This window comes from Ruegeria sp. CDSA089, assembly GCF_059612205.1.
In genome coordinates this window covers 92,911-115,967 of record NZ_JBXWQD010000003.1, presented here as the reverse complement: position 1 = coordinate 115,967, position 23,057 = coordinate 92,911, and the positions used below count along the sequence as shown (strand labels likewise).

The following is a 23,057-nucleotide window of genomic DNA, read 5'->3' as shown; positions in this document are numbered from 1 at the left end:
AAAAAACACTGCACATGTTATGGTTGTGTTAACCCTTCGTTAACCGTTTCGGAGCGACTCTAGATGGCGAAAAATGAGTGGATACTGGACGTTTTGTCGGATCTCAACGCCTTTGCGGTTGAGAACGGTTTGACCGCCCTTGCCGAGCAGTTGGATGACACCAAGCTGATCGCAGCGGCCGAGATTGCGTCCTTGAAGGATGAGGCTCGGACGCCCGCGAATGGGAACAGATCTGGATATGGCTCAGGTCCTGGAGGACTTGGAAAACACCAGCACGCTTGATGAATTGGGTGCGGTCGCCCTTGGATTACGCGACCGATTGCACATCGAGCATCTGATCTATCATTGGGTCGACGGGGCCGGGGACCAGTACGGGTATACGACCTATCCCGACGCCTGGGCCGAAAGATATCTCGAGCGGAATTACCACCGTATTGACCCCGTCATCCTGGGATGCTTTCAGCGCTTTCATCCTGTGGATTGGAAATCTCTGGACTGGTCCGGCAAGGTGGCGAAGAATTTCCTACAGGACGCGTTGGAGCACGGGGTAGGCAACCAGGGCTATTCGATCCCGATCCGGGGCCCGAACGGCCAGTTTGCGCTGTTCACCGTAAACCACACCTGCGACGACGCCAGTTGGAAAGCTTTCATCGATACCCATGGGCGTGAGCTGATCCTGATTGCGCATTATTTCAATCGAAAGGCGCTGGAGTTTGAACGCGACCGTCAACCGGATGCGCCGCGCGGGCTGTCCCCACGCGAGGTGGATGCCATGACCCTTCTGGCGCTGGGCTATAGCCGAGCGCAAGTGGCGCATTCCTTGTCAATCTCTGAACACACGCTGCGTGTTTATATCGAAAGCGCCCGCGCCAAGCTTGGGGCGCAGAATACCACCCACGCGATCGCAACGGCGCTCAGTCGGGGATTAATAGTCGTTTAACGACCGCGCGCCCCTCGAACCGGAAATTAACCACGACTTTGTACCCCCTTCGTTCCTGCACAGGACGACAAGGGGAAAAAGTCATGCTGCGCTATTTGTTTGCCAACGAACTTCACAAGTTTCCGGATCTCGCCGACGGAATGTTCCGCGACCGGGCCGATCAATTCAAAACCCGGCTGGGTTGGGACGTGCGTATAAACGAAAAGGGGGAAGAGAGGGATCAGTATGACGATCTGAACCCGCTCTACGTTATCTGGGAAGAAGAGGATGGTAGTCACGGCGGGTCCATGCGTGTGTTGCCTACCACTGGGCGCGTTATGGTGAACGAAGTATTCGGGCATCTGACCGGGGGTGAACCGATCAACAGCCCCCTGATCTGGGAGGTGACACGCTTTTGCCTGTCCCGAACGGCCAGCCCACATACCGCCGGTGCTATTATGCTGAGCGGGGGTGAAATCATGGAAGGGTTCGGTCTGACCCATATCGCGGGTGTGTTTGATGCGCGCATGATCCGGATTTACCGGCTGATAGGGTCGTCTCCGGTCGTACTTGGCTCGGAAGGGAAGGGGCGGGATCAGATCTCGGTTGGGCTGTGGCCTTATTCATCCGACGATTGCTACCGCGTGGCCGAACGTGCCGGTATCCCGCGTGAGTTGTCGCGCCTTTGGTTCAAGACCGCGTTTGGCACTGGTCGGCAGCATCGGTTTGCCTTGTCGGCATAAGCTGTTGAAAACCGGAAACCACATCTGGTGATAGCGGGCGCGGCCTTGTAGGGTCGCGCCATGTCTACGCCTTTAGTGACCTTCTCGGACGACCAAGCCGCCGCCTATGACAACATCGCCGAGATGTTGAGGTCGGCAGGCGTTGATCTGGATGACGATGCCCTTCTGAAACTGCCGGGAAACGGAAAATCCGGTGTGATGGCGGTGATCGGCAAGGCTGGGTCGGGAAAGACCCTGTTGTTGGCCGAGCTTTACAAGGCGCTGGCAGAAACCGGTGTTCAGATCGTTTCGGGCGATTTTGAAAGCCGCAAGGCGCGGGACAAACGCAGCCTTGCTATTCTGGCCCCCACCAACAAGGCGGCCAGCGTGTTGCGGTTGCGCGGCGTTCCTGCGACCACGATCCACCGAATTCTCTACACACCGGTCTATGACCCCGAATATGAGCGGATTGCCGAGTGGCTGGCCGGAAACGACGAACGCCCCGAGATCGAAGGGTTGACGGACGAGGCACTGGACCGTGCTGCCGCGTTTTATGAAAACAACAAATCCATTCCGGGTGCTTTGGCCGCGGCGGGGCTGCGTGGGTCGGATTTCATCACCGGCTGGAAGCGTCGAGAAGAGCCCTTGGATATCGGGTTCGTGGACGAAGCCTCGATGTTGGACGACCGGCAGTTCGAGGACCTGCAGGAGATTTTCCCGACACTGTTGCTGTTTGGCGATCCGGCGCAGCTGGCTCCGGTCAATCAATCGGGCAGCATGGTGTTTGACGGTCTGCCCGAGCCGCGAAAACAAATCCTGCATCGCGTGCACCGTCAGACGGCAGACAATCCCATTTTGGATCTGGCCCATGCGTTGGCCGACCCTGCCATGGGGTTTGAAGATTTCGAGCGTCTGGTCGAACAAACGGCCCGGCAGGATGACCGCGTTGTGTGGGGGCAGCGGGTCGAGGTTGATCTGATGGCGCGCAGCCCGGTTCTGGTCTGGCGCAATGCGACACGTATCCGTTTGATTCAGGCGTTTCGACAAGTGCACGGTGCCCCGGATACCGAATTGTTGGAAGGCGAGCCGCTGATTTGCGACGGGATCGAACTGCCCTTGAAGCATCGAAAGAAGCGCCTGGACCTTGAGGCGCGCGGGCTGATCAAAGGGGCGCAGGTTGTTTATCTGGGGCCGGGTCGCAAGCCGGGTTTTTCGCGCCTGCACGTCATGGGGGCCGAGGACCCGCAGGTCAGCGCGGCCTCGATCGTGAAAATCGAAATGCCAGATGAGGAAGAGCCGTTCATCCCCTATGCCGCCCGCATGGGCGCGACCTTTTTGCATGGGGCGGCCGTGACCATCCACAAGGCGCAGGGCTCGCAATGGGACACGGTGCAGGTCTTTGCACCCGATATCTACGCGGCTGCTCGGATGGGCCGAACCGAAGCGGGGCAGCCCCTTTGGAAACGTCTGGCCTATGTGGCCATCACGCGTGCGCAGGAACGGTTGATTTGGGTAGTGCGGAACCGTTTGGCCAAGCCGACCTATCCCTTGCGCGTGGATGACCTGCGGGCGGTCCCGGCGGCCTCGCTGACATTGGAGGCGGAAGAGACATGAAGACGATCATCGTAACCGGCGCAAGCTCGGGCATAGGGCGCGCCACAGCCGAGCTGTTTCTGAACACCGGCTGGATCGTCGGCCTGTTGGCTCGTAGCGCCGATAAGCTGGATGAAATCGCCCAGCGGCACCCCAAGGCGATCGCGCTGGCGGCAGATGTGACCGATCCGGTCGCCGTCGCACGGGCCTTTCGGACGTTTTCCAACCGGGCGGACAGGCTGGATGCCTTGTTCAACAACGCGGGCATCTTTGCGCCCGGCGGTACGATTGATGAGATCGCGCTGGAAGACTGGTATCAAAGCGTCAACGTGAACTTGAACGGCATGTTCCTGTGCGCGCGCGAAGCCTTTCGGATCATGCGACACCAGTCGCCGCAAGGTGGTCGGATCATCAACAACGGATCGATTGCCGCTTATGTCCCGCGGACGAATTCGGTGCATTATTCGGCGACCAAACACGCGATCACGGGGCTGACACGCAGCCTGTCGTTGGATGGGCGTGATTTTGGCATCGCCTGCGGTCAGATTGATATCGGCAACGCGCGAACGCAGATGGTGCAAGGGCTTGTGGACAGTGCCCTTGCTGCAGGGCAGCAGCCGGACCCCACGATGGATGTTGAGGATGCAGCCCGGTCCGTGCTGCACATGGCGTCTTTGCCGCCCGAAGCGAATGTGCAGTTTATGACGGTGATGGCCACCACGATGCCCTATATCGGGCGCGGCTAGATCAGTTCTCGCGCAGCAGGCGGAAGGCCGTGGATGCCCCCCAACCGGCAGCAATGGCGATGACCAGCGACATCAGCCCGTACCACACAGGTTGTTGGCGGGACATGTTGTAGAGGAACCGCTCTAGCCCAACCTTGCGCACGTCAATCGTTGTCTCGAACTCAGAGATCACTTCGCGACCTCGGGTCAGGAAAATACGCGCGGCATAGTCGCCTTCGGTCAAATCGGCGGGCATGGCGATCGAGGTTCTGAACAGGGTCTGCTCATCCACCGCCACGGTGTTTTCGCGGATCGAATAAAGGCCCTCATCCTCGCGAATACGCACTACGGCATCCGCAAAATCCTGCGCGCCCTTGATGTGCATCGCGGCTCCGACCGAGCGGATGGCTCGTTCGATCGAGACGCGGTATCTCAGATCCTCGGTATCCGACAGGATTTCCTTCAGCGGCCCGCTTGTGGCCACGGCGTAAAAGCTGGGGGCGAGGTCGACCAGAACGCTGTCAGTGTTGACCCAGATGCCCAGCTTACGCTCTTTCCGCCGGACAGTTACGGGGCTGGACGGCCCGGCCACGGCGACGATCACCTCAAGCGGAGGCCCGTCCGGGATCGGTGTTTCGCGTTTGACGGCACCAAAAATCAGGATCTCGGACCCGTCGAAGGTTGCAGTGATTGCTACGCGGTCTTGGCTGAGGCCAAGCACTACGGATTCTTCTTCGGCCAAAGCCGGAGTGGTGCAGAGGGCAAGTAACAGGATCAGCCGTTTCAGCATGATCAATGCCCCCCTTCCGCGCCAAGCGAATACAGCTCGGACGGTTCCAGTAGCAGGTCCAGCGCCAGTTTACCGCACACCACCAAAACCAGCGCGGCCAGCAGAACCCGAAGCTGCTCAGCCGGCATACGCGCGCCAATCACGGTCCCGATCTGCGCCCCGACAACACCGCCCACTAGCAGTAGGACAGCCAGCACGATATCGACCGTGTAGTTCGTGGTTGCGTGCAACATCGTGGTGAAGGCCGTGACGAAGATGATTTGGAACAGCGAGGTCCCAACAACCACCTTTGTCGGCATTCCCAGCAGATAGATCATCGCGGGCACCATGATGAACCCGCCGCCCACGCCCATGATGGCGGACAAAACGCCCACGCACAGGCCGACCAGAACCGGCGGAATAACCGAGATATAAAGGCCGGACGTGCGAAAGCGCATCTTGAACGGCATCGCGTGGACCCAGCCGCGCTGACGGCGCGCTGCGGGCGCGGCCCCGCCTTTTTTAGACTTGCGCAGCGCATTCAGGCTTTCGATAAACATCAGGCTGCCGACTACGCCCAGAAATACGACGTAGCACAGTGTGACCAGCAGATCGACCTGACCGAGGCTTTTGAGGTAGTTGAATACCACCACCCCAAGGGCCGCGCCCATTAAGCCCCCCGTCAGCAAAACAGTCCCCATCTTGAGGTCGACGGTCTTTCGTCTGAAATGAGCCAACACCCCGGAAAAGGACGAGGCGACGATCTGGTTTGCTTCGGTCGCCACGGCGACAGCTGGGGGGATGCCTATGAAGAACAGCAGCGGCGTCATTAGAAACCCGCCACCGACACCGAACATGCCGGATAGAATCCCGACCATGCCCCCGAGTCCCAGCAGCAGAAAGGCGTTGACGGAAACTTCGGCAATGGGAAGGTAAATCTGCATGATAAACTAGTACTTGAGGCCAGATGCGCCGTTCAACGCCGCAAAGCTCGTTTCAACAGAAAATGACGGAAGCCGGGTGGGACCCGCTAAGGCAATCCGCAGAAAACCGGCCACAGTGGGCTTTTTTCCAAGGACAGCTATCACAGGAAACACTCGCATACCTCTTTAGAGCGGGTGCTGCATGTAAAATCAACTCTACATGCCGCTCTGCAGCAAAAAGGACTGAAAGGAATCCTGAAACTGGACCTATCAGCGCTCTTTCACGTAGGGTTCGCCACCCGCGCGGGGAGGTACAGCCTTGCCGACGAACCCGGCCAGAATGACCACGGTCAGGATATAAGGCAGCGCGTCCATGACCTGTACAGGGATGATGACACCGCCAAGGTCGATATTCTGGAACCGCAGCGCAATTGCCTGAAGCAGGCCGAATAGCAGGCAGGCGCCCATCGCGTGCCAGGGCCGCCACTTGGCAAAGATCAGCGCGGCTAGTGCGATGAACCCGCGACCGGCGGTCATTTCTTTGACGAAGCCGGCTTGCAGGGCGGTCGCCAGATAGGCGCCCGCGATCCCGCACAGAACACCGCAAATAGCCACGGCAGCAAAGCGCAGTCCCACGACCGAGACCCCGGCCGTATCAACGGCGGCCGGGTTTTCGCCCACGGCCCGCAAACGCAGGCCAAAACGGGTGCGGTACAGAATCCACCACGTCAGCGGCACCATCAGGAAAGCGACGTAGACGAGGATCGAGTGCCCTGAAAGCAACTCGGAATAAATTGGCCCAATGACAGGCACACTGCTCAACGCGTCGGCAAAGGGGAAGTTGATCGGCTCGAACCGGCCCCCGCCGAAAAGGGACGGGGTTCGCCCGCCCTGCTGGAACCAACTTTGTGCGACCAGAACGGTCATCCCCGAGGCAAGGAAGTTGATCGCCACACCCGAGATCAGCTGATTGCCTCGGAACGTGATCGAAGCAACGCCATGCAAGGCCGACAGGATCAGTGAAGCCCCGATCCCAGCCAGAAGGCCCAGCCAGACCGAGCCGGTCACAGCGGCCACGGCGGCCGAGAAGAAGGCGGACATGAGCATCTTGCCCTCAAGCCCGATATCAAAGATGCCCGCGCGTTCCGAATAGAGCCCCGCCAGACAAGCCAGCAGCAGCGGCGTTGCCAGTCGGATGGTCGAATCGAGGACTTGGATAAGAGTTACGAAGGCCTCCATCACTGCGCTCCTTTCCGCAGGCTCAGGAACAGCTTTTCAAGCGGCATCCGTACCATGTTGTCCAACGCTCCGGTGAACAGGATCACAAGCGCCTGAATCACCACGATCAGTTCGCGCGGGATTGATGTCCACAGCGCAAGTTCTGCGCCACCCTGATAAAGGAACCCGAACAAGATCGCGGCAAGGAACACCCCGAACGGGTGCGACCGCCCCATCAGCGCCACGGCGATGCCGATGAACCCTGCGCCCTCGGTCGAGTTCAGGACCAGACGCTCTGCCTCGCCCATGACGTTGTTGATGGCCATCATTCCGGCCAATCCGCCCGAGATCAGCATGGCGACAATGGTTATGCGCACCGGGGAAATCCCGGCATAGACGGCCCCGGTTTCCGAATGGCCGTAGGCGCGGACTTCATAGCCCAGCCGCGTGCGCCAGATCAGCGCCCAGACCGCGACACAGGCCAGCAAGGCCACAAAAAACGAGATATTCGCGGGCGCGCCCCGGAACAGAGCATTCTCGGCGGTTGAGAACATGGACTGGAATGTTGGCAGATGCACCGCTTCGGGGAAGCGTGCGGTTGCCGGGTCTTGCGAGCCCTGCGGGCGCATCACGTTGACCAGCATATAGTTCAGGAAAGCTGCCGCGATGAAGTTGAACATGATCGTGGTGATTACGATGTGGCTGCCGCGCTTGGCTTGCAGGTAGGCGGGAATTGCCGCCCACATGGCACCGAACAGGGCCGATCCGACACAGGCGGCCAGCAGGGCAATGCTCCAGTGTGGCCAGTCGATATAGAGGCACACCATGGCGACGCCCAGACCGCCCAGCATGGCCTGACCTTCACCGCCGATGTTGAACAGGCGCGCGTGGAAGGCCACGGCTACGGCCAGACCGGTGAACATGAAATTGGTCGCGTAATACAGCGTATAGCCCCAGCCATAGGTCGACCCCAGCGCGCCGGTGACCATCAGGTTCACGGCCTCGATAGGGTTTTCTCCGATGGCGAGGATCACCAGCGCCGAGAGGATTGCGGCCAGTACCAGACTGATCAGCGGGATCAGAACGACATCGGCCCATTTGGGCATTTTATCCATGCTTCACGCGGCCTTTCCCGCAACACCGGCCATCAGCAGGCCCAGCTCTTTTTCATCCGTCTCATGGGGCAGGCGTTCGCCCATGATATGTCCGTCAAACATCACCGCAATCCGGTCAGACAGCGAGAAGATCTCTTCCAACTCGACCGAAACCAGCAAGATCGCCTTGCCCTGATCGCGCAGGGCGACGATCTGTTTGTGAATGAACTCGATCGCGCCAATATCCACGCCGCGTGTTGGCTGACCGACGAGCAACAGATCGGGGTTCCGCTCGATCTCGCGCGCTACGACAATTTTTTGTTGGTTCCCGCCCGAGAAGTTCTTGGCCGCAAGCCAGCCATCGGGCGGGCGGACGTCAAACTTTTCCATCTTGGCCTCGGTATCAGCGCGCAGGGCGGCGTTGTCCATGAACAGGCCCCGCTTGTAGGCCGGGTCGCGGTGATAGCCGAAGGCCACGTTCTCCCACGCGTGAAAGTCCATGATCAGGCCTTCGCGCTGGCGGTCCTCGGGTACATGCGCAATCCCTTGCGCTCGGCGTGTCTGACCATCCGAGCCCGCCCCGCTCAGCGCCAAAGGTGCGCCGTTCAGGCGGATCGTGCCTTGACCCGGACGCATCCCGCCCAAAACCTCAAGCAATTCGGACTGGCCATTTCCGGCAACCCCAGCGATCCCCACGATTTCACCCGCGCGGACGGTCAGGTCGATGCCTTTGACCCGCTCAACACCCGCACCATCGGTGACACTCAGATTTTCGATCTCAAGCACGGGTTGGCCCGTTTTTGCGGGCAGTTTATCCACCTGCAACAGCACTTTGCGCCCAACCATAAGCTCGGCCAGTTCCTGCGGGTTGGTATCGGCGGTTTTGACTGTGGCCGTCATCTCGCCACGCCGCATGACCGAGACGGTGTCAGTGTTTTCCATGATCTCGCGCAGCTTGTGGGTGATCACGATGATCGTCTTGCCCTCGGACCGCAGCCGGTCGAGGATGCGGAACAACTGATCGGCCTCGGCCGGGGTCAGAACCCCGGTCGGTTCGTCCAGAATCAGAATTTCGGCCTTGCGATACAGGGCTTTGAGGATTTCGACACGCTGCTGCATGCCCACGCCGATCTCGTCGATACGCTTGTCGGGGTCGACGAACAGCTCGTATTCTTCTTCCAGCGCTTTCAGTTCTTTACGCGCTTTGGACAGCGAGGGGGCCAGCAGCCCTCCGTCCTCGGCGCCCAGAACGATGTTTTCCAGAACGGTGAAGTTTTCCACCAGCTTGAAATGCTGGAACACCATCCCGATGCCCGCTGCAATCGCGGCTTGGCTGTCCGGGATGTCGGTCTTGGTACCGTTGATCCAGATCTCGCCCTTATCGGCCTTGTAAAAGCCGTAGAGGATGCTCATCAGCGTGGATTTGCCCGCGCCGTTTTCGCCGATGATCCCATGGATCGTACCGGGAGTGACGCTGATCGAGATATCTTTGTTGGCCTGAACCGGCCCAAAGGCTTTGGAAATGCCCTTAAGCTCAATGGCGGGGACGCTCATGTCTTGTCCTCAGATTGCCGAAAAGGCCGCATGGCGCGCGGCAGGGTAGGAGGCCGGGCGGAGGCTAAACCCCCGCCCGCGCGATATCAGAACTGCAGTGCGGGGCAGCTGTCGTTCTCGTAATAGCTGGTCACCGTGACATTGCCGTCAATGATGTCCTGACGCGCCTTGTCGACCGCGCCTTTCATCTCGTCCGAGACCAGCGACGCGTTGTTGTCGTCCATGGCAACGCCTACGCCTTCTTCGGCCAGACCCATGGCGAAGACGCCGGTTTCAAGGTTCTCACCCGCTTTCATCGCGTCATAAACGGCGACGTCCACGCGTTTCAGCATCGAAGTCAGTACCTTACCCGGATGCAGGTGGTTCTGGTTGCTGTCCACGCCGATCGACAGAATGCCTTCGTCGGCAGCGGTTTGCAGAACACCCACGCCGGTGCCGCCTGCGGCTGCGTAGATCACGTCAGCACCCTGGCTGATCTGCGCCTTGGTCAGTTCCGAGCCCTTCACCGGGTCGTTCCAGGCTGCAGGGGTGGTGCCGGTCATGTTGGCAACAACTTCAATGTCAGGGTTCACAGCTTTGGCACCTTGGGCATAGCCGCAGCCAAAGTGACGGATCAGCGGGATGTCCATGCCGCCAATGAAACCAACGGTGCCAGATTCAGACGCCATCGCTGCCATCATGCCAACCAAATACGAGCCCTCATGCTCGGCAAAGCCGATCTGACGCACGTTGGGCGCGTCCAGCCAGTTCACGTCAACTGCGACGAATTTGGTGTCGGGATAGTCGCCCGCAACAGCCGACAGCGGATCGGCCATGGCAAAGCCCATGGTGATGATCGGGTTCAGACCGGCCTCGGCAAAGCGGCGCAGAGCTTGTTCGCGCTGGGCTTCGGATTGCAGTTCGATCTCGCGATAGCTGCCACCGGTTTCATCGGCCCAACGCTGCGCGCCATTATGGGCGGCCTCGTTGAACGATTTGTCAAACTTACCACCCAGGTCGAAGATCAGGGCCGGTTCAGCCAGGGCCGCACCTGCGGTCAGTGCGACGGCTGCGGCGGCGCCCATCAAGGATTTCATCAGGGTCATTTGTTACTCCCGTTGTTATTGTCGGTCGGGGCCAAGATAGCCCCGTTCACCCACTATGAGCGAGCATATCTGTTGTGATGGCGGGAATTAAGGCCGTTTGCAACAGCCGGGGTCAACTGATTTTTGACCAACTGGTCGAAAAAAATTTGATACGTCGTTCAGGTCAAGTCACATTCCATCACAACGGCGTCAATTTTCTGATTGTTTTCGCGCACATAGTAGCCCCGTCGCAATCCGCAGGGGCGATAGCCGCAGGTTTCATACAGGGAAATTGCCGCAGCATTGTCTTGCGCCACTTCCAGAAAAGCTCGCGTCGCGCCCAAAGTTTTAGCCAAAGCGTGCCATTCTTCCATCCGCGTCCGTGCCAATCCCTGACGCTGCATTTGAGGGCGGGTCGCTATTGTCAGCAGTTCGGCCTCGTCTGCGATGACCTGAATCAGTGCGAAAGAGTGTTCGTTTCCAACCACATGGGTAAAGTGATTCTGCAAAAGGTCGTTGAATTCGGCCTCGGTCCACGGTCGCGACTGCGTGAAGGCCGCCGCGTGGATGCTGGCCAAGGCGCGGGGGGTCATTCGTCCAGCAGGACCGGAGGCAGGTCCTTGGACGGAGCGGCGTCTGCGGCCCGCACATACAGCGGGGCCGGAGGGCCGTCATTGCTCTGCCATCTCTGTCGGGTCACATGCGCGATGCCACGGACCTGCAATTCAGCGTCGTCATTGAAGACCAGCGCGCCGAGTGATTCTGCCCGATCAAGCGGGATTAGAGCGGGCGAGTGACCAGCAGGCGCAACATAGACCTGATCGCGGGGCGCGCGAATGGCGGGAACCGCGTCTTCTGCGCCATCGGCAAGCGCATCGAACCCCGAGACTCCGACCGCAGGGATGCCCAAGCCCAATGCAAGGCCACGTGCGGCGGATACCGATATGCGGATGCCAGTGAAATTGCCCGGGCCGATGCCGACGCCGATGGCCGACAGATCCTGCCATGTGCAGTCTGCCTCGGCCAGCAGTTCCTCAAGCAGGGGCATCAGACGTTCGGCCTGGCCACGTGTCATCTGTTCAACGCGGGTTGCGACGAACTGGTCCCCGCCTAACAAAGCGGCCGCGCAATGCGCGGCCGATGTGTCAAACGCCAGAATGATCGGATCAGACGGCAACAGGGCGTACCTCGGTCACTTCGGGGATGTAGTGACGCAGCAGGTTCTCGATCCCCATTTTCAGTGTCAGGGTCGAGGACGGGCAGTTCGCGCAGGCCCCCTGCATGTGCAGATAGACAACGCCGCGGTCAAATCCGTGGAAGGTGATATCACCACCATCCTGAGCCACTGCAGGGCGCACACGACTGTCCAGCAGGTCCTTGATCTGGTTGACCACCTCGGCGTCTTCGCCGGTATGTTCTGCGTGGCCCGACTCCGTCGTTGCATCCGCGGCCATGACCGGCTGGCCGGATTGGTAGTGCTCCATCACCGCGCCAAGGATAGCTGGTTTGATATGGTCCCACTGCACGTCTTCCGATTTGGTGACGGTCACGAAATCATTGCCAAAGAACACGCCAGTCACACCGCTGACGGTGAAAATCCGGTTGGCCAGAGGTGATTTCTCTGCCGCGTCTGCCGATGGAAAGTCTGCAGTTCCAGCCTCCAGCACGGTCTGGCCGGGCAGGAATTTCAGGGTGGCTGGGTTCGGCGTGGATTCGGTCTGGATGAACATGGCGCGGCTCCGTTTCAGTTGTCCCTGATATGCGGGTCCACGCGCGGGAAGTCAAGATTTGGAACGATTCTAAATTTCAGTCGCCAACTTTATCGCATCGTCCAGACGGTCATCGCCCCAGAACAACTCATCCCCAACCAGAAAGCTGGGCGCACCGAACAGCCCCTTGGCCTGCGCGGTTTTGGACTGTTCGATCAGGGCCGCCTTGATCGCCGGGTCCTGTGCTTGGTCTATGAAACCCGCAGACAACCCAACCGCGCTCAAGCAACCGGCAAGTACGTCATCGTCGGCGATATTCTGACCGTCCGCAAACTCTGCGGAATAGACCGCCCGCACAAACTTGGCCTTTGGGGCCGCATCCTTGATCGCCAGTGTCAACCGCGCTGCTTTCAAACCGTTCTGAGGAAACACGCAGGGACGCTGGAACGGCAGCCCGCGTTGCGTTGTCAGCCGTTCCATATCACGCCACATGTAGTCACCTTTGGCGGGATAGAGGTTGAAAGGCGAGTCGTTCCAACCTTGCGCAGCAAAGATCGGCCCCAGCAGAAAGGGTTGCCAATCGACCTTAACGCCATGGCGACCTGCGGCGTCTTCGATCCGCATCGCGCTGAGGTAGGAATAGGTTGAGGCGAACTCGAACCAGAACTGAATGCTGCGCGTCATGGTTGACCCTTAGGTAATCGCTTCCAGCTTTTCCTTGCTCAGGTCACCCGGAACGATAGTGATCGGAATTGGCAGGCTGCCCGAGTTCTTGGTCAGTTGCGTGACCAGCGGGCCGGGCCCTTTCTTTTCGACACCTGCACCCAGAACGAGTACGCCAATCTCGGGGTCGGATTGCACGTGTTCGATGATCTGCGGCACGGGGTCGCCTTCGCGAATGGCCAATTCGGGGTCGACGCCCTGTTTGTCACGCATCCACTTGGCAAAAACCTCGTAATGGGCGTGGATACGTTCACGGGCTTCTTCACGCATCACTTCGGCCACGCCGATCCAGTGGTTGAACTCATCGGGGGGAATGACCGACAGGATCGTCACGCCACCGCCCGTATGCGCCGCGCGCATAGCTGCAAAACGCATTGCGTTCAGACATTCGCGGCTGTCATCCAAAACCACCAGGAACTTACGCATGGGTGTCCTCATTCATTTCGGGCGATCATGCCCGACCTGATGCGCGCTGGCAACCGAAGCCTATCGCGTGCTGGCAGCCCAATCCCAATACAACTCGCGCGCACGGCGGGCGATAGGCCCGACCTGATATTGCGTATCCTGCAGCGCCGTGACCGGGGTGATTTTGCTCATGTTGCCGGTCATGAAGACCTCATCAGCTTTGTGGAAATCCTCGAAACTCAGGATCGCTTCGTGCACGGTCACACCGTCTGCACGCAGGTTTTCGATATGGCGCGCGCGGGTGATTCCGGCCAGAAAGGTGCCGTTCGGGGTGGGGGTAAGCACCTCGCCATCCCGGACCATAAAGATGTTGGCGGTCGCGGTTTCAGCCACATGTCCCAACGCATCCGCGACCAGCGCGTTTGAGAAACCGTTGGACCGAACCTCTTGCAACATTCGCGCGTTGTTGGGGTAGAGACAGCCTGCCTTGGCGTTCACAACCGCCGACTCCAGAACCGGGCGACGGAAGCGCGTATAGCCCAGTGTCACCGACGCAGATTCGGGCGCCATTGGAATCTCTTCCAGACAAATCGCGAAGCCCGTACTGTTCTCCAGCGGCACGATCGCCGTGCGGTCGCCGTCGATGCCCCAATACATCGGACGGATATAAACCGCTGCGTCCGGCGCATAACTTTCCAGCCCTTCGCGGATGATCTCGGCCATCTGCTCGGTGGTCACAAACGGCGTCAGCATCAAAGCCTCGGCTGAGCGGTTCACGCGGGCACAGTGCGCCTCAAGATCGGGGACCAGACCGTCGAAATAGCGGGCTCCATCGAAGACGGACGACCCCAGCCAAGCGCCGTGATCGGCTGCCCGCATGATGGGCGCATCCCCGTCATGCCACTGACCTTCGAAATAGGTGCGAATATTCTTGCCGACTGCCATGACGCCCTCCCAAGCTTTGCGGCAAACCTAGGAAGACGCTGCGGCAACGTCCAGAGCAATCAGCCCTGTTTTGCGCCAACCATGCCCACGATTTCGTAAGTTTGCTGTAGGATCGGGGCGGCAACAGCGCGCGCCTTTTCTGCCCCATTGGCCAGAATTCGATCAATCTCGGCCTCTTCGCCCATCAGGCGGGCCATTTCGGACGAGATCGGGCCAAGTTTCGACACGGCCAACTCTGCCAACATCGGTTTGAACTCGCCAAACTGCTTGCCGCCAACCTCGGTCAGAACCTGCTCGGCAGTCTGGTCGCTGAGCGCGGCGTATATATTCACCAGATTGCGCGCCTCGGGACGTTCGGACAGGCCATCCACTTCCGATGGCAGAGCATCGGGGTCGGTCTTGGCCTTGCGGATTTTCTTGGCAATCGTGTCGGCGTCATCGGTCATGTTGATTCGCGTCATATCCGAAGGGTCCGAGGACGACATCTTGCGCGACCCGTCCCGCAGGTTCATCACGCGTGGGGCAGGGCCGCCGATGACGGGTTCGGTGACAGGGAAGAACTCTACGCCATAGTCATGGTTGAACTTGATGGCGATGTCGCGGGTCAGTTCCAGATGCTGTTTCTGATCCTCACCCACTGGCACATGCGTCGCGTGATAGGTCAGAATATCCGCCGCCATCAGCGCCGGATAGGCAAACAGACCCAGTGAGGCATTCTGCGCATTCTTGCCGGCCTTATCCTTGAACTGCGTCATCCGCTGCATCCAACCCATCCGGGCGATACAGTTGAAAATCCAGGCCAGTTGCGTGTGCTCGGGCACTTGGCTTTGATTGAACAGGATGGATTTTTCCGGGTCCAGGCCAGCAGCGATAAAGCCTGCGCAAACCTCGCGGGTCTTTTCGCGCAGGCGGGCGGGGTCCTGCCAGACGGTGATCGCGTGCAGATCGACCATGCAATAGATGGTCTCAAAATCGTCGCCCTGCATATCCACGAACCGCTTGAGCGCACCCAGGTAGTTGCCAAGGTGCAGGTTCCCCGACGGCTGGATGCCGGAAAACACGCGCGGTGTGAACTGGGTGTCGGTCATCGAAGGGAACTCCCGTCTGGAAAAATCAGCCCCCGTCGCTTACCCATGAGGCAAAGGGACGTCAACAGCCGCGAAAGGCCAGCCCAATGAGCAGTGAGCATTATACACCCGCCGTGAACCCTTTGCCGCCCGTGGTGGTGGCGCTGGTCTTGTTCATTTTCGGGATCGAGGTGATCTTCATGCTGGGCGCGCGTGGTTTGGTCGGCGGGCCAGGAGCGATTGGTTGGCGGCTGGATGCCTTGCAGCACTACGCGTTTTCGCCGGACATTTTCGATTGGATGATGAAAAACGGGCGCTGGCCGTCTGAACACCTGATCCGCTTTGTGACTTACCCGTTTGTCTCGGCCAATTTCACGCAGGCGGTCTTTGTCTGTGTTTTTGTTCTGGCCATGGGCAAGATGGTGGCCGAGGTTTTTGGCAGTGTTGCGATGCTTGTGATCTTTGTTGTCTCGGGCATTGGCGGTGCGCTGGTCTATGCACTGCTCTTGGACCCGCGCTATCCCTTGGTGGGAGGGTTCCCTCCGGTCTACGGCCTGATCGGCGCGTTCACGTGGATCTTGTGGCGCAAGCTGTCGCTCGTCGGTGAGAACCAGTCGCGCGCGTTCAGTCTGATCGCGGTTCTGATGGGCATCCAACTTGTGTTTGGCCTGCTTTTTGGCGGAACGCTGGATTGGGTGGCGGATCTGGGCGGGTTCGCTACAGGCTTTGCTCTGTCATTTGTGGTTGGTCCCGGCGGTTGGACAAGGATCATTGGGGGTATCCGCCGCGATTGATCAGGACCGCCGCAGTGCCTTTTTGAACTCGGTGATTTCAAAGGCGCGCAGAAGGTGGCCCAGCACAAAATACAACGCTGCCGCACCGATGATGAGGGCCAACAGTGCCACATAACGCCAGCCTGGCAGGTGAAATGCCCACCCGAACAGGGAAAGCGCGGCAAAAAGGCCAACGCCCATCCCAAGCGATGCGGCCACGATCCGCCATGCCCGGCGTTTGAACCGGTCATCAAAGCGCGCCTCCTCGCCCATGCGACGAGCGCCCAGCGCCAGCAGTCCGACCATGGCCCACCCGGCGACCGAGGCCGCAATCGCAGGCGCAATCCAGCCCAGCAGCGGATAAAGCCCAAAGGCCAGCCCCGCATTCACCACCATCGCCACAACCGCATAGCGGAACGGAGATTTTGTGTCCTCGCGCGCGAAGAACAGCGGTTGCAGCAGCTTTTGCAGCATGAAAGCAGGCAGGCCGATACCATAGATCGCCACGGCCAGCGCGGTGGCGGCGGTATCCTCGGCGGTGAATTGGCCACGCTCGAACAGGACCGAGACCAGAGGGATCGGCATGATCACAAAGGCCACGGTTGATGGAAGGGTCAGCAGCAGCGTGAACTCTCCGGCGCGGGAAAAGGCGTTGCGGGCACCGTCTTTGTCACCCGCACGCAGGCGGCGGGACAGGTCAGGCAGCAACACGATTCCAACGGCGATGCCCACCACACCCAAGGGCAGTTGATACAGCCGGTCCGCGGCAAACAACCAACTGACCGCGTTTTCGGTTTTTGAGGCCACAAGCTGCCCCACCACCAGATTGACCTGCGTCACCCCCATCGCCAGCGCGGCGGGGACGGCGATGCGGACCATTCGCTTCATCTCGGGGCTGAGTTTCGGCAGGCCGGGGCGGATGCGGATACCCGCGCGCTCGGTCGCGACCCAGACCAGCGCAAGCTGCGCCACACCGGCCAAGGGGATGATGGCGATCAGCCAGCGGATGACTTCGCCGCCCGACAGGGCTCCGGCGATCATGGCGGTGCAGGCAAAGATGTTCAGCAGAACGGGCGCTGCGGCAGCGGCCGCAAAGCGGCCCGTGGCGTTCAGAACGCCCGAAAACAGTGCTGCCAGTGACATGAACAGGATGTAGGGGAAAACTACGTAACCATAATCCACGGCCAGATCGAACCGGTCGTCGCCATAGAACCCTTCGGCGGTTATCCAGACCAGTGCGGGCATGAACACCATCGCCAGCCCAACCAGCGCTAAAACGGCCACGGCCAGCAGGTTGAAGGCATCCTGTGCGAATCCTTCGGCGTTCTCGTCCCCTTCCAGCCGTTTGGAAAACATCGGCACGAAGGCCGCGTTGAACGCACCTTCGGCAAAGAAGCGGCGGAACATGTTGGGCAGGCGGAAGGCGGCCACGAAGGCGTCCATCACCGGGCCCGGCCCGATAAAAGCCGTCAGCAGGATTTCCCGCAGAAACCCCAATATCCGACTGGCCAGGGTCCAGAACCCGACCGTGAACAGGCCCGAGAACAGCCGGATCTGCTTCATGATTCCGCGCGCTCGGCGCCCTCGGTGATGGCTTTGCGCAGCTTGGCCTCAAGCCCACGCTGCTTGCTTTCGGAGTGGTATTTCAGCCCGAACATATCCTTGACATAGAACGTGTCCACCACCTGCTCGCCATAGGTCGCGATCACCGCGTTGGCGACATAGACATTCGCTGCGGCCAGCGTGCGCGCCAGATCATAGAGCAGACCGGGGCGGTCGCGGGTATCGACCTCGATAATCGTATAGATTTCAGACCCGTCATTGTCGAAGATGATATGTGTCGGCACGTTAAAGGCGCGTTCGCGTTTCTTGATTTTGTCACGAGATTTCAGCGCGTCGCGCGCCACAACTTCGCCCTTCAGCGTTTTGTGGATCATCTGCGTCAGGCGTGGCAGGCGACTGGCTTCGAACGGGCTGCCATCTGCGTCTTGGATCCAGAACGCGTCCGCCACGTAGCCATCCTTGGTCGTATAGCTTCGAGCATCGACCACGTTTGCCCCAACCAGTGCCAGAGCCCCGGCAATCCGTGCGAAAATACCCGGATGATCGCCCATGGCGAAACAGGCGCGAGTGGCATCGCGATCTTCATCCGGTTGCAGGCGGATTTCCATCGCGCCCGCGTCGCCGCTGCGGTCAAGCGCTTGCAGCATCTCGGCGAATTCCACATGGGTCGAGAGGTTCAGGCCCTGCCAATACGGGTCGTAATGCCGCCCGGTCTCGGTTTTCAGGTCAGCTTTGGACCAATCGGCCAATTCGGCGCGCAGGGTCTTTTTCGCCTCAGCCCCGCGATTGGCACGGTTGAGGTCTTCCATCCCGGTCTCCAGCGCGCGTTTGGTTTCCGCGTGCAGGGCGCGCAGCAGGGTGGCCTTCCAGTTGTTCCAGGTATCCGGGCCGACGCCGCGGATGTCACAGACCGTCAAGACAGTCAGCAGGTCTAACCGCTTGACCGTTTTCACCGCCTTGGCAAAGTCGCGCACTGTGCGCGGGTCGGAAATATCGCGCTTCTGCGCCATGTCGGACATCAGCAAGTGATAGCGCACCAGCCATTCGACCGTTTTCGCATCAGCCTTGTTCAACCCAAGCCGAGGTGCAATTTTGCGGGCCATCTGTGCGCCGAGGATCGAGTGATCTTCGGGCCGTCCCTTGGCAATATCGTGGATCAGCAGGGCGACATACAGAACCTTGCGGTTCACCCCCTCTTTCAGGATCGAAGAGGCCAGCGGCAGTGACTCGACCAGTTCACCCCTTTCGATCTGGGCGAGGTTCACGATGCACTGGATGGTGTGCTCGTCTACCGTGTAGCTGTGATACATGTTGAACTGCATCATCGCGACGATGTGCTCGAATTCCGGGATAAAGGCCGACAGGACCCCCAGCTCGTTCATCCGGCGCAAGGCCCGTTCGGGGTTGCCGTGTTTCAACATCAGATCAAGAAAGATGCGCTGGGCTTCCTTGTCCTCGCGCATGTCGTCGTCGATCAGCTTCAGATTGGCGCTGACCAGCCGCATTGCATCGGGGTGGATCAACATCCCCGTGCGCAACCCTTCTTCGAACAGGCGCAGCAGGTTCAGCTTGTCGGCCAGAAACTTGTCGGCATCCGCCACGTCCAGACGCCCATGTACCACCTTGTAGCCCGGTTTGACCCGTGGACGACGGCGGAAGATCCTTTCAAGCAGAGGGGCGCCCTTCATATGGGTGGCTTCCAGCTTGGTCAGGAAGATACGGGTCAGCTCACCCACCTTCGTTGCTTCGCGGAAATAGCGCTGCATGAATACCTCGACCGCCCGGCGACCGGCGCGATCCTCGTATCCCATGCGCTCGGCCACCTCGACCTGCATATCAAAGGTCAGTTGTTCAGTTGCGCGCCCAGTGACCAGATGCAGGTGCGAGCGCACGGCCCACAGGAAATCTTCGGCCTGCACGAATGTGTTAAACTCATCCGGTGTGAACAGGCCAAGCGGCACTAGTTCGGCCACGTCCTGCACGCCATAAATATACTTGGCGATCCAATAGAGCGATTGCAGATCACGTAGACCGCCTTTGCCCTCTTTGACATTGGGCTCGACCATATAACGCTGGCCCTGCTTCTTGTGGCGGGCGTCGCGTTCTTGCAGTTTGGCTTCGATAAAGGCCCGTTCGCTGCCTATGAACAGCTCATCCCGCAAGCGGGTGTTCAGTTCATCTGACAGTGTCGTTTCACCAGCCAAATAGCGCTGTTCCAGCATCGCCGTGCGGATGGTGAAATCCTCGGCCCCCAGCCGCAGGCAGTCCTTGATCGTGCGCGAGGAATGCCCCACCTTCAGCCGCAGATCCCACAGGATATACAGCATGGATTCGATCACACTCTCGGCCCAGGCGGTGATCTTGTAGGGGGTCAGAAACAGCAGATCGACATCCGAGGACGGGGCCATTTCACCCCGGCCATAGCCGCCCACCGCCAGAACCGCGATCCTTTCGCCCTGCGTTGGCGTCGCCAGAGGGTGCAGATCCTGGCTGGCCACCTGCATCGCCGTACAGACCAGCCCATCGGTCAGATAGGTGTAGGAATGGGTTAAAGGGCGCGCGTCGAACGGGCGCTGGGCAAACGCGTCGGCAATGGCCTGACGCCCAGCCTTTTGCGCGGCACGCAGGACGCGCACAGTCTCGGATCGCCGCGCGCTGTTATCTGCGGTGTTTTCAAAGGCCTCCGACAGATCGGCCATGACGGCGGCACTGTCGAAAATATCTTCGGCCGGGCAAATCAGCTCACCCTTGGGGGTCAGCGTCAGGGCCGGTCGATCAGAAACCGGCGCCAGAGAAGCTTTGTGGGGCAGGGTCAATCACTACTACCTGTTTATTCTGGATCGTGGCGACTGCCAGACCGCGTTCATTGGTGCCATCGGGGCGCAGGCGGAAGATGCCGCCGACACCTTGGAAACCGGCATTCTGGGTCAGGGCCGAAGCCGTCAGCGCGTCTGCTTTTCCCTGACTGACCAGAGCGCCGATCGCGGCAATACCGTCATAGGCCAACCCGCTGATCGGATGAGGCGCTTCGCCATAGGTGTTGTTATAACGTTGGCGGTAGGCTTGCGCCTTGGCAGGGTCGGGCAATGCGAACCAGCCCCCCTGCACACCCGGCAGCTCTAGTGTTTGTGCCGGGATGTCCCAGCGGGTCAGGCCAATATATTGCGTTATGGCCGGCGACACGCCTGCTTCGGGTAAAAGCTGGGACAGCAGCGGCAGAGCCCCCGCTGTGGTCGCTGTCAGGATGATCGAATCCGCGCCTGCGGCATCGACGGTTGCCTTGATCGTCGGCACCGAGTTGATCACACCCTGTTGCGACCGGTCATAGCCGACCGTGCCCGCATTGTTCACCCGGCTGGTGCTCAGCGCGCGGGCAATTGCGGATTGGCCCAACTGGCCTGCGGCATCGTTGGAATGTACGATGACCATTCCGTTCTTGCCTTGCGATCCAGCGAAATTGACCAGCCTGTTGGCCGTGTTGTCAAAAGTCGGACCCAGAACAAAGACATTGCCACCTGCGATGCTTGTATTGTTCGAGAAGGACAGGACATTGACGTTGTTGTTCAAAACCGCCAAACCGGCCGAGTTTGCGGCCTGCGCATAAACCGGTCCCAGGATGATTTTGGCCCCCTCGGCCACCGCACGTTGCGCCGCAGCCGAGGCTGTGCCCGAGTTGCCTTGCGTGTCATAGACCCTCAGATCAATTTGCACATTCTGCAAGTCCGCCATGGCCAGGCGGGCCGCGTTTTCCAGGCTACGGGCCAGCGCTGCGTCACCCGAATTCGCTGAACCTGCTGGAACCAGCAGGGCCACGGGAACAGGTTTGGACGTGTTGATCGAGGGGCCACCACCGGTTCCGCCGGGGACGCAGGCGGTCAAAAGCGCCGCGGTTGCCAATGCGATGGCGGATTTCGCCAGTTTGCGAACGGGCTTGCAAACGCTAAACATCTAAAAGAAAACTCCCTGTCCCAGCGGCTTGATGCTCCGCCATTCTGTTAGGCCGCGATAATAAACGTCACGCTGTGAGGGTCCAGCTTTGAATCACCAAAAAGTTAGATTGGGCTCGGGCCTGTATTTTGTTGCCACTCCGATCGGCACGGCGCGCGACATTACGCTCAGGGCACTGGACGTGTTGGCCTCGGCAGATGTGATCGCGGCTGAAGACACCCGCAGCCTGCGCCGGTTGATGGAGATACACGGTGTTCCGCTGGAAGGCCGTCGTATTCTGGCCTATCACGATCACAGCGGCGCTGGCGCGCGACAGAAAATTCTGCAAGCTCTGGCGGATGGCAGCTCGGTGGCCTACGCGTCCGAAGCCGGGATGCCTTTGATTGCCGATCCGGGCTATGACCTTGGCCGCCAGGCGGCCGAAGCGGGGCACACCGTCACCTGCGCCCCAGGTCCCTCGGCGGCTTTGATGGCGCTGACGCTTGCTGGCCTGCCCACGGATGCCTTCTTTTTCGCTGGATTCCTGCCCAACACGTCGAACGCGCGAAAGTCAAGGATCGAGGTGCTGCGCGATGTGCCGGGCACACTGATCTTCTACGAATCACCCAAGCGCGTTGCGGCCTGCCTGTCGGACTTGGCCGAAGTATTGGGTGACACAAGACAAGCGGCAATGTGCCGGGAACTGACCAAGAAATTCGAGGAAGTGAAACGCGGAACTCTGGCCGAGTTGGCCGCTGATTTAAGCGGACAGACTGTCAAAGGCGAAATTGTCCTGCTTGTGGATCGCGGGCATTCGGAATCTGTTAACGAATTGGACGTAGAACAGGCTTTGAAGGAAGCCTTGGAAACCCATTCGGTTCGGGATGCGGCAGATCTGGTGTCGGATATGTTCAAACTGCCACGTCGCCCGATCTATCAAAAGGCTCTGAAGTTGGGAAAGAGATGACATGTCCGCACGCGCTATTCGAAGTTCAGTTTCTTATCAGGCAGGCCAATCCGCTGAATTGCAGGTGGCTACGGACTATGAACGTCGCGGCTATTCCATCGCACATCGCCGCTGGCGCGGGGCCGGAGGGGAGATTGACCTGATCGCGCGGGATGGTGACTGCCTTGTGTTCATTGAAGTTAAGAAAAGCAGCAGTTTTGACCGAGCTGCGGCACGGATCAGCCAGCGTCAGATGAAACGGATCTGCGCCTCTGCTTCACAGTTTTTGGAAAATGAACCCGCAGGACAACTGACGAATGTGCGCTTTGACGCAGCGCTGGTGGATGCAACTGGCGCAGTCAAAATCGTTGAAAACGCCTTTGGGCAAGCCTGACCCCCATTGAACCCTCGGGCTCGC

24 protein-coding genes are annotated in these 23,057 nt (G+C 59.7%); 8 read left to right on the top strand and 16 right to left on the bottom strand.

Features of this window, described 5'->3' with window-relative positions:
* Positions 1 to 63: 63 nt before the first annotated feature.
* The 5 genes from AC2FJ6_RS09400 (at position 64) to AC2FJ6_RS09380 (ending at position 3,980) form a co-directional block, all read left to right on the top strand.
* Positions 64 to 282 carry a hypothetical protein gene (locus AC2FJ6_RS09400; protein ID WP_170784701.1) on the top strand — a complete coding sequence of 73 codons (219 nt, stop codon included), beginning with the start codon at positions 64 to 66 and terminating at the stop codon, positions 280 to 282.
* Positions 221 to 940 carry a helix-turn-helix transcriptional regulator gene (locus AC2FJ6_RS09395; RefSeq protein ID WP_170789737.1) on the top strand — a complete coding sequence of 240 codons (720 nt, stop codon included), beginning with the start codon at positions 221 to 223 and terminating at the stop codon, positions 938 to 940. Before AC2FJ6_RS09400 ends, AC2FJ6_RS09395 begins: the two co-directional genes overlap by 62 nt.
* 83 nt (positions 941 to 1,023) lie before the next feature.
* Positions 1,024 to 1,662, top strand: a complete 639-nt coding sequence (locus AC2FJ6_RS09390) for an acyl-homoserine-lactone synthase (protein WP_170772512.1) — start codon at positions 1,024 to 1,026, stop codon at positions 1,660 to 1,662.
* 60 nt (positions 1,663 to 1,722) lie between these two features.
* Positions 1,723 to 3,255, top strand: a complete 1,533-nt coding sequence (locus AC2FJ6_RS09385; RefSeq protein ID WP_170353500.1) for an ATP-dependent DNA helicase — start codon at positions 1,723 to 1,725, stop codon at positions 3,253 to 3,255.
* Positions 3,252 to 3,980, top strand: coding sequence for an SDR family oxidoreductase (locus tag AC2FJ6_RS09380; RefSeq protein ID WP_170772510.1), 729 nt, complete (start codon positions 3,252 to 3,254; stop codon positions 3,978 to 3,980). The genes AC2FJ6_RS09385 and AC2FJ6_RS09380 overlap by 4 nt, the downstream gene beginning before the upstream one ends.
* 1 nt (position 3,981) lies before the next feature.
* Here AC2FJ6_RS09380 and AC2FJ6_RS09375 read toward each other — a convergent pair whose 3' ends face one another.
* From AC2FJ6_RS09375 to trpS, 13 genes are all read right to left on the bottom strand, one after another.
* Complete coding sequence (locus tag AC2FJ6_RS09375) at positions 3,982 to 4,749, bottom strand: TIGR02186 family protein (RefSeq protein ID WP_170772508.1); 768 nt, start codon at positions 4,747 to 4,749, stop codon at positions 3,982 to 3,984.
* Between the two features lie 2 nt (positions 4,750 to 4,751).
* Complete coding sequence (locus AC2FJ6_RS09370) at positions 4,752 to 5,672, bottom strand: sulfite exporter TauE/SafE family protein (protein WP_170772506.1); 921 nt, start codon at positions 5,670 to 5,672, stop codon at positions 4,752 to 4,754.
* 249 nt (positions 5,673 to 5,921) lie between these two features.
* A complete protein-coding gene (locus AC2FJ6_RS09365) occupies positions 5,922 to 6,890 on the bottom strand; it encodes an ABC transporter permease (RefSeq protein WP_170772504.1) in 969 nt (322 codons plus the stop codon).
* A complete protein-coding gene (locus AC2FJ6_RS09360; protein WP_496668888.1) occupies positions 6,890 to 7,984 on the bottom strand; it encodes an ABC transporter permease in 1,095 nt (364 codons plus the stop codon). The genes AC2FJ6_RS09365 and AC2FJ6_RS09360 overlap by 1 nt, the downstream gene beginning before the upstream one ends.
* Before the next feature lie 3 nt (positions 7,985 to 7,987).
* Positions 7,988 to 9,517: an ABC transporter ATP-binding protein gene (locus AC2FJ6_RS09355; protein WP_496668887.1), complete on the bottom strand. Its 1,530-nt coding sequence runs from the start codon at positions 9,515 to 9,517 to the stop codon at positions 7,988 to 7,990.
* Positions 9,518 to 9,603: 86 nt separating this feature from the next.
* Positions 9,604 to 10,602, bottom strand: coding sequence for a BMP family lipoprotein (locus AC2FJ6_RS09350; protein WP_170772498.1), 999 nt, complete (start codon positions 10,600 to 10,602; stop codon positions 9,604 to 9,606).
* Between the two features lie 158 nt (positions 10,603 to 10,760).
* Positions 10,761 to 11,174 (bottom strand): GNAT family N-acetyltransferase, encoded by a 414-nt coding sequence (locus AC2FJ6_RS09345; RefSeq protein WP_170784863.1) that lies wholly within the window; start codon positions 11,172 to 11,174, stop codon positions 10,761 to 10,763.
* Positions 11,171 to 11,758, bottom strand: a complete 588-nt coding sequence (tsaB, locus tag AC2FJ6_RS09340) for a tRNA (adenosine(37)-N6)-threonylcarbamoyltransferase complex dimerization subunit type 1 TsaB (RefSeq protein WP_170772494.1) — start codon at positions 11,756 to 11,758, stop codon at positions 11,171 to 11,173. The genes AC2FJ6_RS09345 and tsaB overlap by 4 nt, the downstream gene beginning before the upstream one ends.
* Positions 11,748 to 12,311: a NifU family protein gene (locus tag AC2FJ6_RS09335; protein ID WP_170772492.1), complete on the bottom strand. Its 564-nt coding sequence runs from the start codon at positions 12,309 to 12,311 to the stop codon at positions 11,748 to 11,750. The genes tsaB and AC2FJ6_RS09335 overlap by 11 nt, the downstream gene beginning before the upstream one ends.
* A 69-nt stretch (positions 12,312 to 12,380) precedes the next feature.
* Positions 12,381 to 12,974 (bottom strand): 2-hydroxychromene-2-carboxylate isomerase, encoded by a 594-nt coding sequence (locus AC2FJ6_RS09330; protein WP_170772491.1) that lies wholly within the window; start codon positions 12,972 to 12,974, stop codon positions 12,381 to 12,383.
* Between the two features lie 9 nt (positions 12,975 to 12,983).
* Positions 12,984 to 13,439 (bottom strand): universal stress protein, encoded by a 456-nt coding sequence (locus AC2FJ6_RS09325; protein ID WP_170772489.1) that lies wholly within the window; start codon positions 13,437 to 13,439, stop codon positions 12,984 to 12,986.
* Positions 13,440 to 13,499: 60 nt separating this feature from the next.
* Positions 13,500 to 14,363 carry a branched-chain amino acid aminotransferase gene (locus tag AC2FJ6_RS09320; protein ID WP_170772487.1) on the bottom strand — a complete coding sequence of 288 codons (864 nt, stop codon included), beginning with the start codon at positions 14,361 to 14,363 and terminating at the stop codon, positions 13,500 to 13,502.
* 59 nt (positions 14,364 to 14,422) lie between these two features.
* The gene (trpS, locus tag AC2FJ6_RS09315) at positions 14,423 to 15,451 is read right to left on the bottom strand and encodes a tryptophan--tRNA ligase (protein WP_170772485.1); all 1,029 of its coding nucleotides are present in this window, start codon (positions 15,449 to 15,451) and stop codon (positions 14,423 to 14,425) included.
* 86 nt (positions 15,452 to 15,537) lie between these two features.
* On the opposite strand from trpS, the gene AC2FJ6_RS09310 reads away from it, so the two are divergent.
* The gene (locus AC2FJ6_RS09310; protein WP_496668884.1) at positions 15,538 to 16,224 is read left to right on the top strand and encodes a rhomboid family intramembrane serine protease; all 687 of its coding nucleotides are present in this window, start codon (positions 15,538 to 15,540) and stop codon (positions 16,222 to 16,224) included.
* On the opposite strand, the gene murJ is transcribed toward AC2FJ6_RS09310, so the two are convergent.
* The 3 genes from murJ to AC2FJ6_RS09295 are packed head-to-tail and all read right to left on the bottom strand — an operon-like array spanning position 16,225 to position 21,714.
* On the bottom strand, positions 16,225 to 17,766 hold the full coding sequence (gene murJ, locus AC2FJ6_RS09305; protein WP_496668882.1) for a murein biosynthesis integral membrane protein MurJ: 1,542 nt from the start codon (positions 17,764 to 17,766) through the stop codon (positions 16,225 to 16,227).
* Complete coding sequence (locus AC2FJ6_RS09300; protein WP_496668879.1) at positions 17,763 to 20,582, bottom strand: [protein-PII] uridylyltransferase; 2,820 nt, start codon at positions 20,580 to 20,582, stop codon at positions 17,763 to 17,765. Before AC2FJ6_RS09300 ends, murJ begins: the two co-directional genes overlap by 4 nt.
* Entirely contained in the window at positions 20,542 to 21,714 is a 1,173-nt protein-coding gene (locus tag AC2FJ6_RS09295; RefSeq protein WP_170772477.1) for a penicillin-binding protein activator, read from the bottom strand. The genes AC2FJ6_RS09300 and AC2FJ6_RS09295 overlap by 41 nt, the downstream gene beginning before the upstream one ends.
* Positions 21,715 to 21,802: 88 nt before the next feature.
* On the opposite strand from AC2FJ6_RS09295, the gene rsmI reads away from it, so the two are divergent.
* Both rsmI and AC2FJ6_RS09285 read left to right on the top strand, forming a co-directional pair.
* Complete coding sequence (rsmI, locus tag AC2FJ6_RS09290) at positions 21,803 to 22,660, top strand: 16S rRNA (cytidine(1402)-2'-O)-methyltransferase (protein ID WP_170772475.1); 858 nt, start codon at positions 21,803 to 21,805, stop codon at positions 22,658 to 22,660.
* Position 22,661: 1 nt separating this feature from the next.
* A complete protein-coding gene (locus tag AC2FJ6_RS09285) occupies positions 22,662 to 23,033 on the top strand; it encodes a YraN family protein (protein WP_170772473.1) in 372 nt (123 codons plus the stop codon).
* Positions 23,034 to 23,057: the final 24 nt, after the last annotated feature.

Excerpts from the sequence above, each read along its gene's own strand:
- AC2FJ6_RS09400 (WP_170784701.1), top strand. The coding sequence starts at position 64 with ATGGCGAAAAATGAGTGGATACTGGACGTTTTGTCGGATCTCAACGCC.
- AC2FJ6_RS09395 (WP_170789737.1), top strand. The coding sequence starts at position 221 with ATGGGAACAGATCTGGATATGGCTCAGGTCCTGGAGGACTTGGAAAAC.
- AC2FJ6_RS09390 (WP_170772512.1), top strand. The coding sequence starts at position 1,024 with ATGCTGCGCTATTTGTTTGCCAACGAACTTCACAAGTTTCCGGATCTC.
- AC2FJ6_RS09385 (WP_170353500.1), top strand. The coding sequence starts at position 1,723 with ATGTCTACGCCTTTAGTGACCTTCTCGGACGACCAAGCCGCCGCCTAT.
- AC2FJ6_RS09380 (WP_170772510.1), top strand. The coding sequence starts at position 3,252 with ATGAAGACGATCATCGTAACCGGCGCAAGCTCGGGCATAGGGCGCGCC.
- AC2FJ6_RS09375 (WP_170772508.1), bottom strand. The coding sequence starts at position 4,749 with ATGCTGAAACGGCTGATCCTGTTACTTGCCCTCTGCACCACTCCGGCT.
- AC2FJ6_RS09370 (WP_170772506.1), bottom strand. The coding sequence starts at position 5,672 with ATGCAGATTTACCTTCCCATTGCCGAAGTTTCCGTCAACGCCTTTCTG.
- AC2FJ6_RS09365 (WP_170772504.1), bottom strand. The coding sequence starts at position 6,890 with ATGGAGGCCTTCGTAACTCTTATCCAAGTCCTCGATTCGACCATCCGA.
- AC2FJ6_RS09360 (WP_496668888.1), bottom strand. The coding sequence starts at position 7,984 with ATGGATAAAATGCCCAAATGGGCCGATGTCGTTCTGATCCCGCTGATC.
- AC2FJ6_RS09355 (WP_496668887.1), bottom strand. The coding sequence starts at position 9,517 with ATGAGCGTCCCCGCCATTGAGCTTAAGGGCATTTCCAAAGCCTTTGGG.
- AC2FJ6_RS09350 (WP_170772498.1), bottom strand. The coding sequence starts at position 10,602 with ATGACCCTGATGAAATCCTTGATGGGCGCCGCCGCAGCCGTCGCACTG.
- AC2FJ6_RS09345 (WP_170784863.1), bottom strand. The coding sequence starts at position 11,174 with ATGACCCCCCGCGCCTTGGCCAGCATCCACGCGGCGGCCTTCACGCAG.
- AC2FJ6_RS09335 (WP_170772492.1), bottom strand. The coding sequence starts at position 12,311 with ATGTTCATCCAGACCGAATCCACGCCGAACCCAGCCACCCTGAAATTC.
- AC2FJ6_RS09330 (WP_170772491.1), bottom strand. The coding sequence starts at position 12,974 with ATGACGCGCAGCATTCAGTTCTGGTTCGAGTTCGCCTCAACCTATTCC.
- AC2FJ6_RS09325 (WP_170772489.1), bottom strand. The coding sequence starts at position 13,439 with ATGCGTAAGTTCCTGGTGGTTTTGGATGACAGCCGCGAATGTCTGAAC.
- AC2FJ6_RS09320 (WP_170772487.1), bottom strand. The coding sequence starts at position 14,363 with ATGGCAGTCGGCAAGAATATTCGCACCTATTTCGAAGGTCAGTGGCAT.
- trpS (WP_170772485.1), bottom strand. The coding sequence starts at position 15,451 with ATGACCGACACCCAGTTCACACCGCGCGTGTTTTCCGGCATCCAGCCG.
- AC2FJ6_RS09310 (WP_496668884.1), top strand. The coding sequence starts at position 15,538 with ATGAGCAGTGAGCATTATACACCCGCCGTGAACCCTTTGCCGCCCGTG.
- murJ (WP_496668882.1), bottom strand. The coding sequence starts at position 17,766 with ATGAAGCAGATCCGGCTGTTCTCGGGCCTGTTCACGGTCGGGTTCTGG.
- AC2FJ6_RS09295 (WP_170772477.1), bottom strand. The coding sequence starts at position 21,714 with ATGTTTAGCGTTTGCAAGCCCGTTCGCAAACTGGCGAAATCCGCCATC.
- AC2FJ6_RS09285 (WP_170772473.1), top strand. The coding sequence starts at position 22,662 with ATGTCCGCACGCGCTATTCGAAGTTCAGTTTCTTATCAGGCAGGCCAA.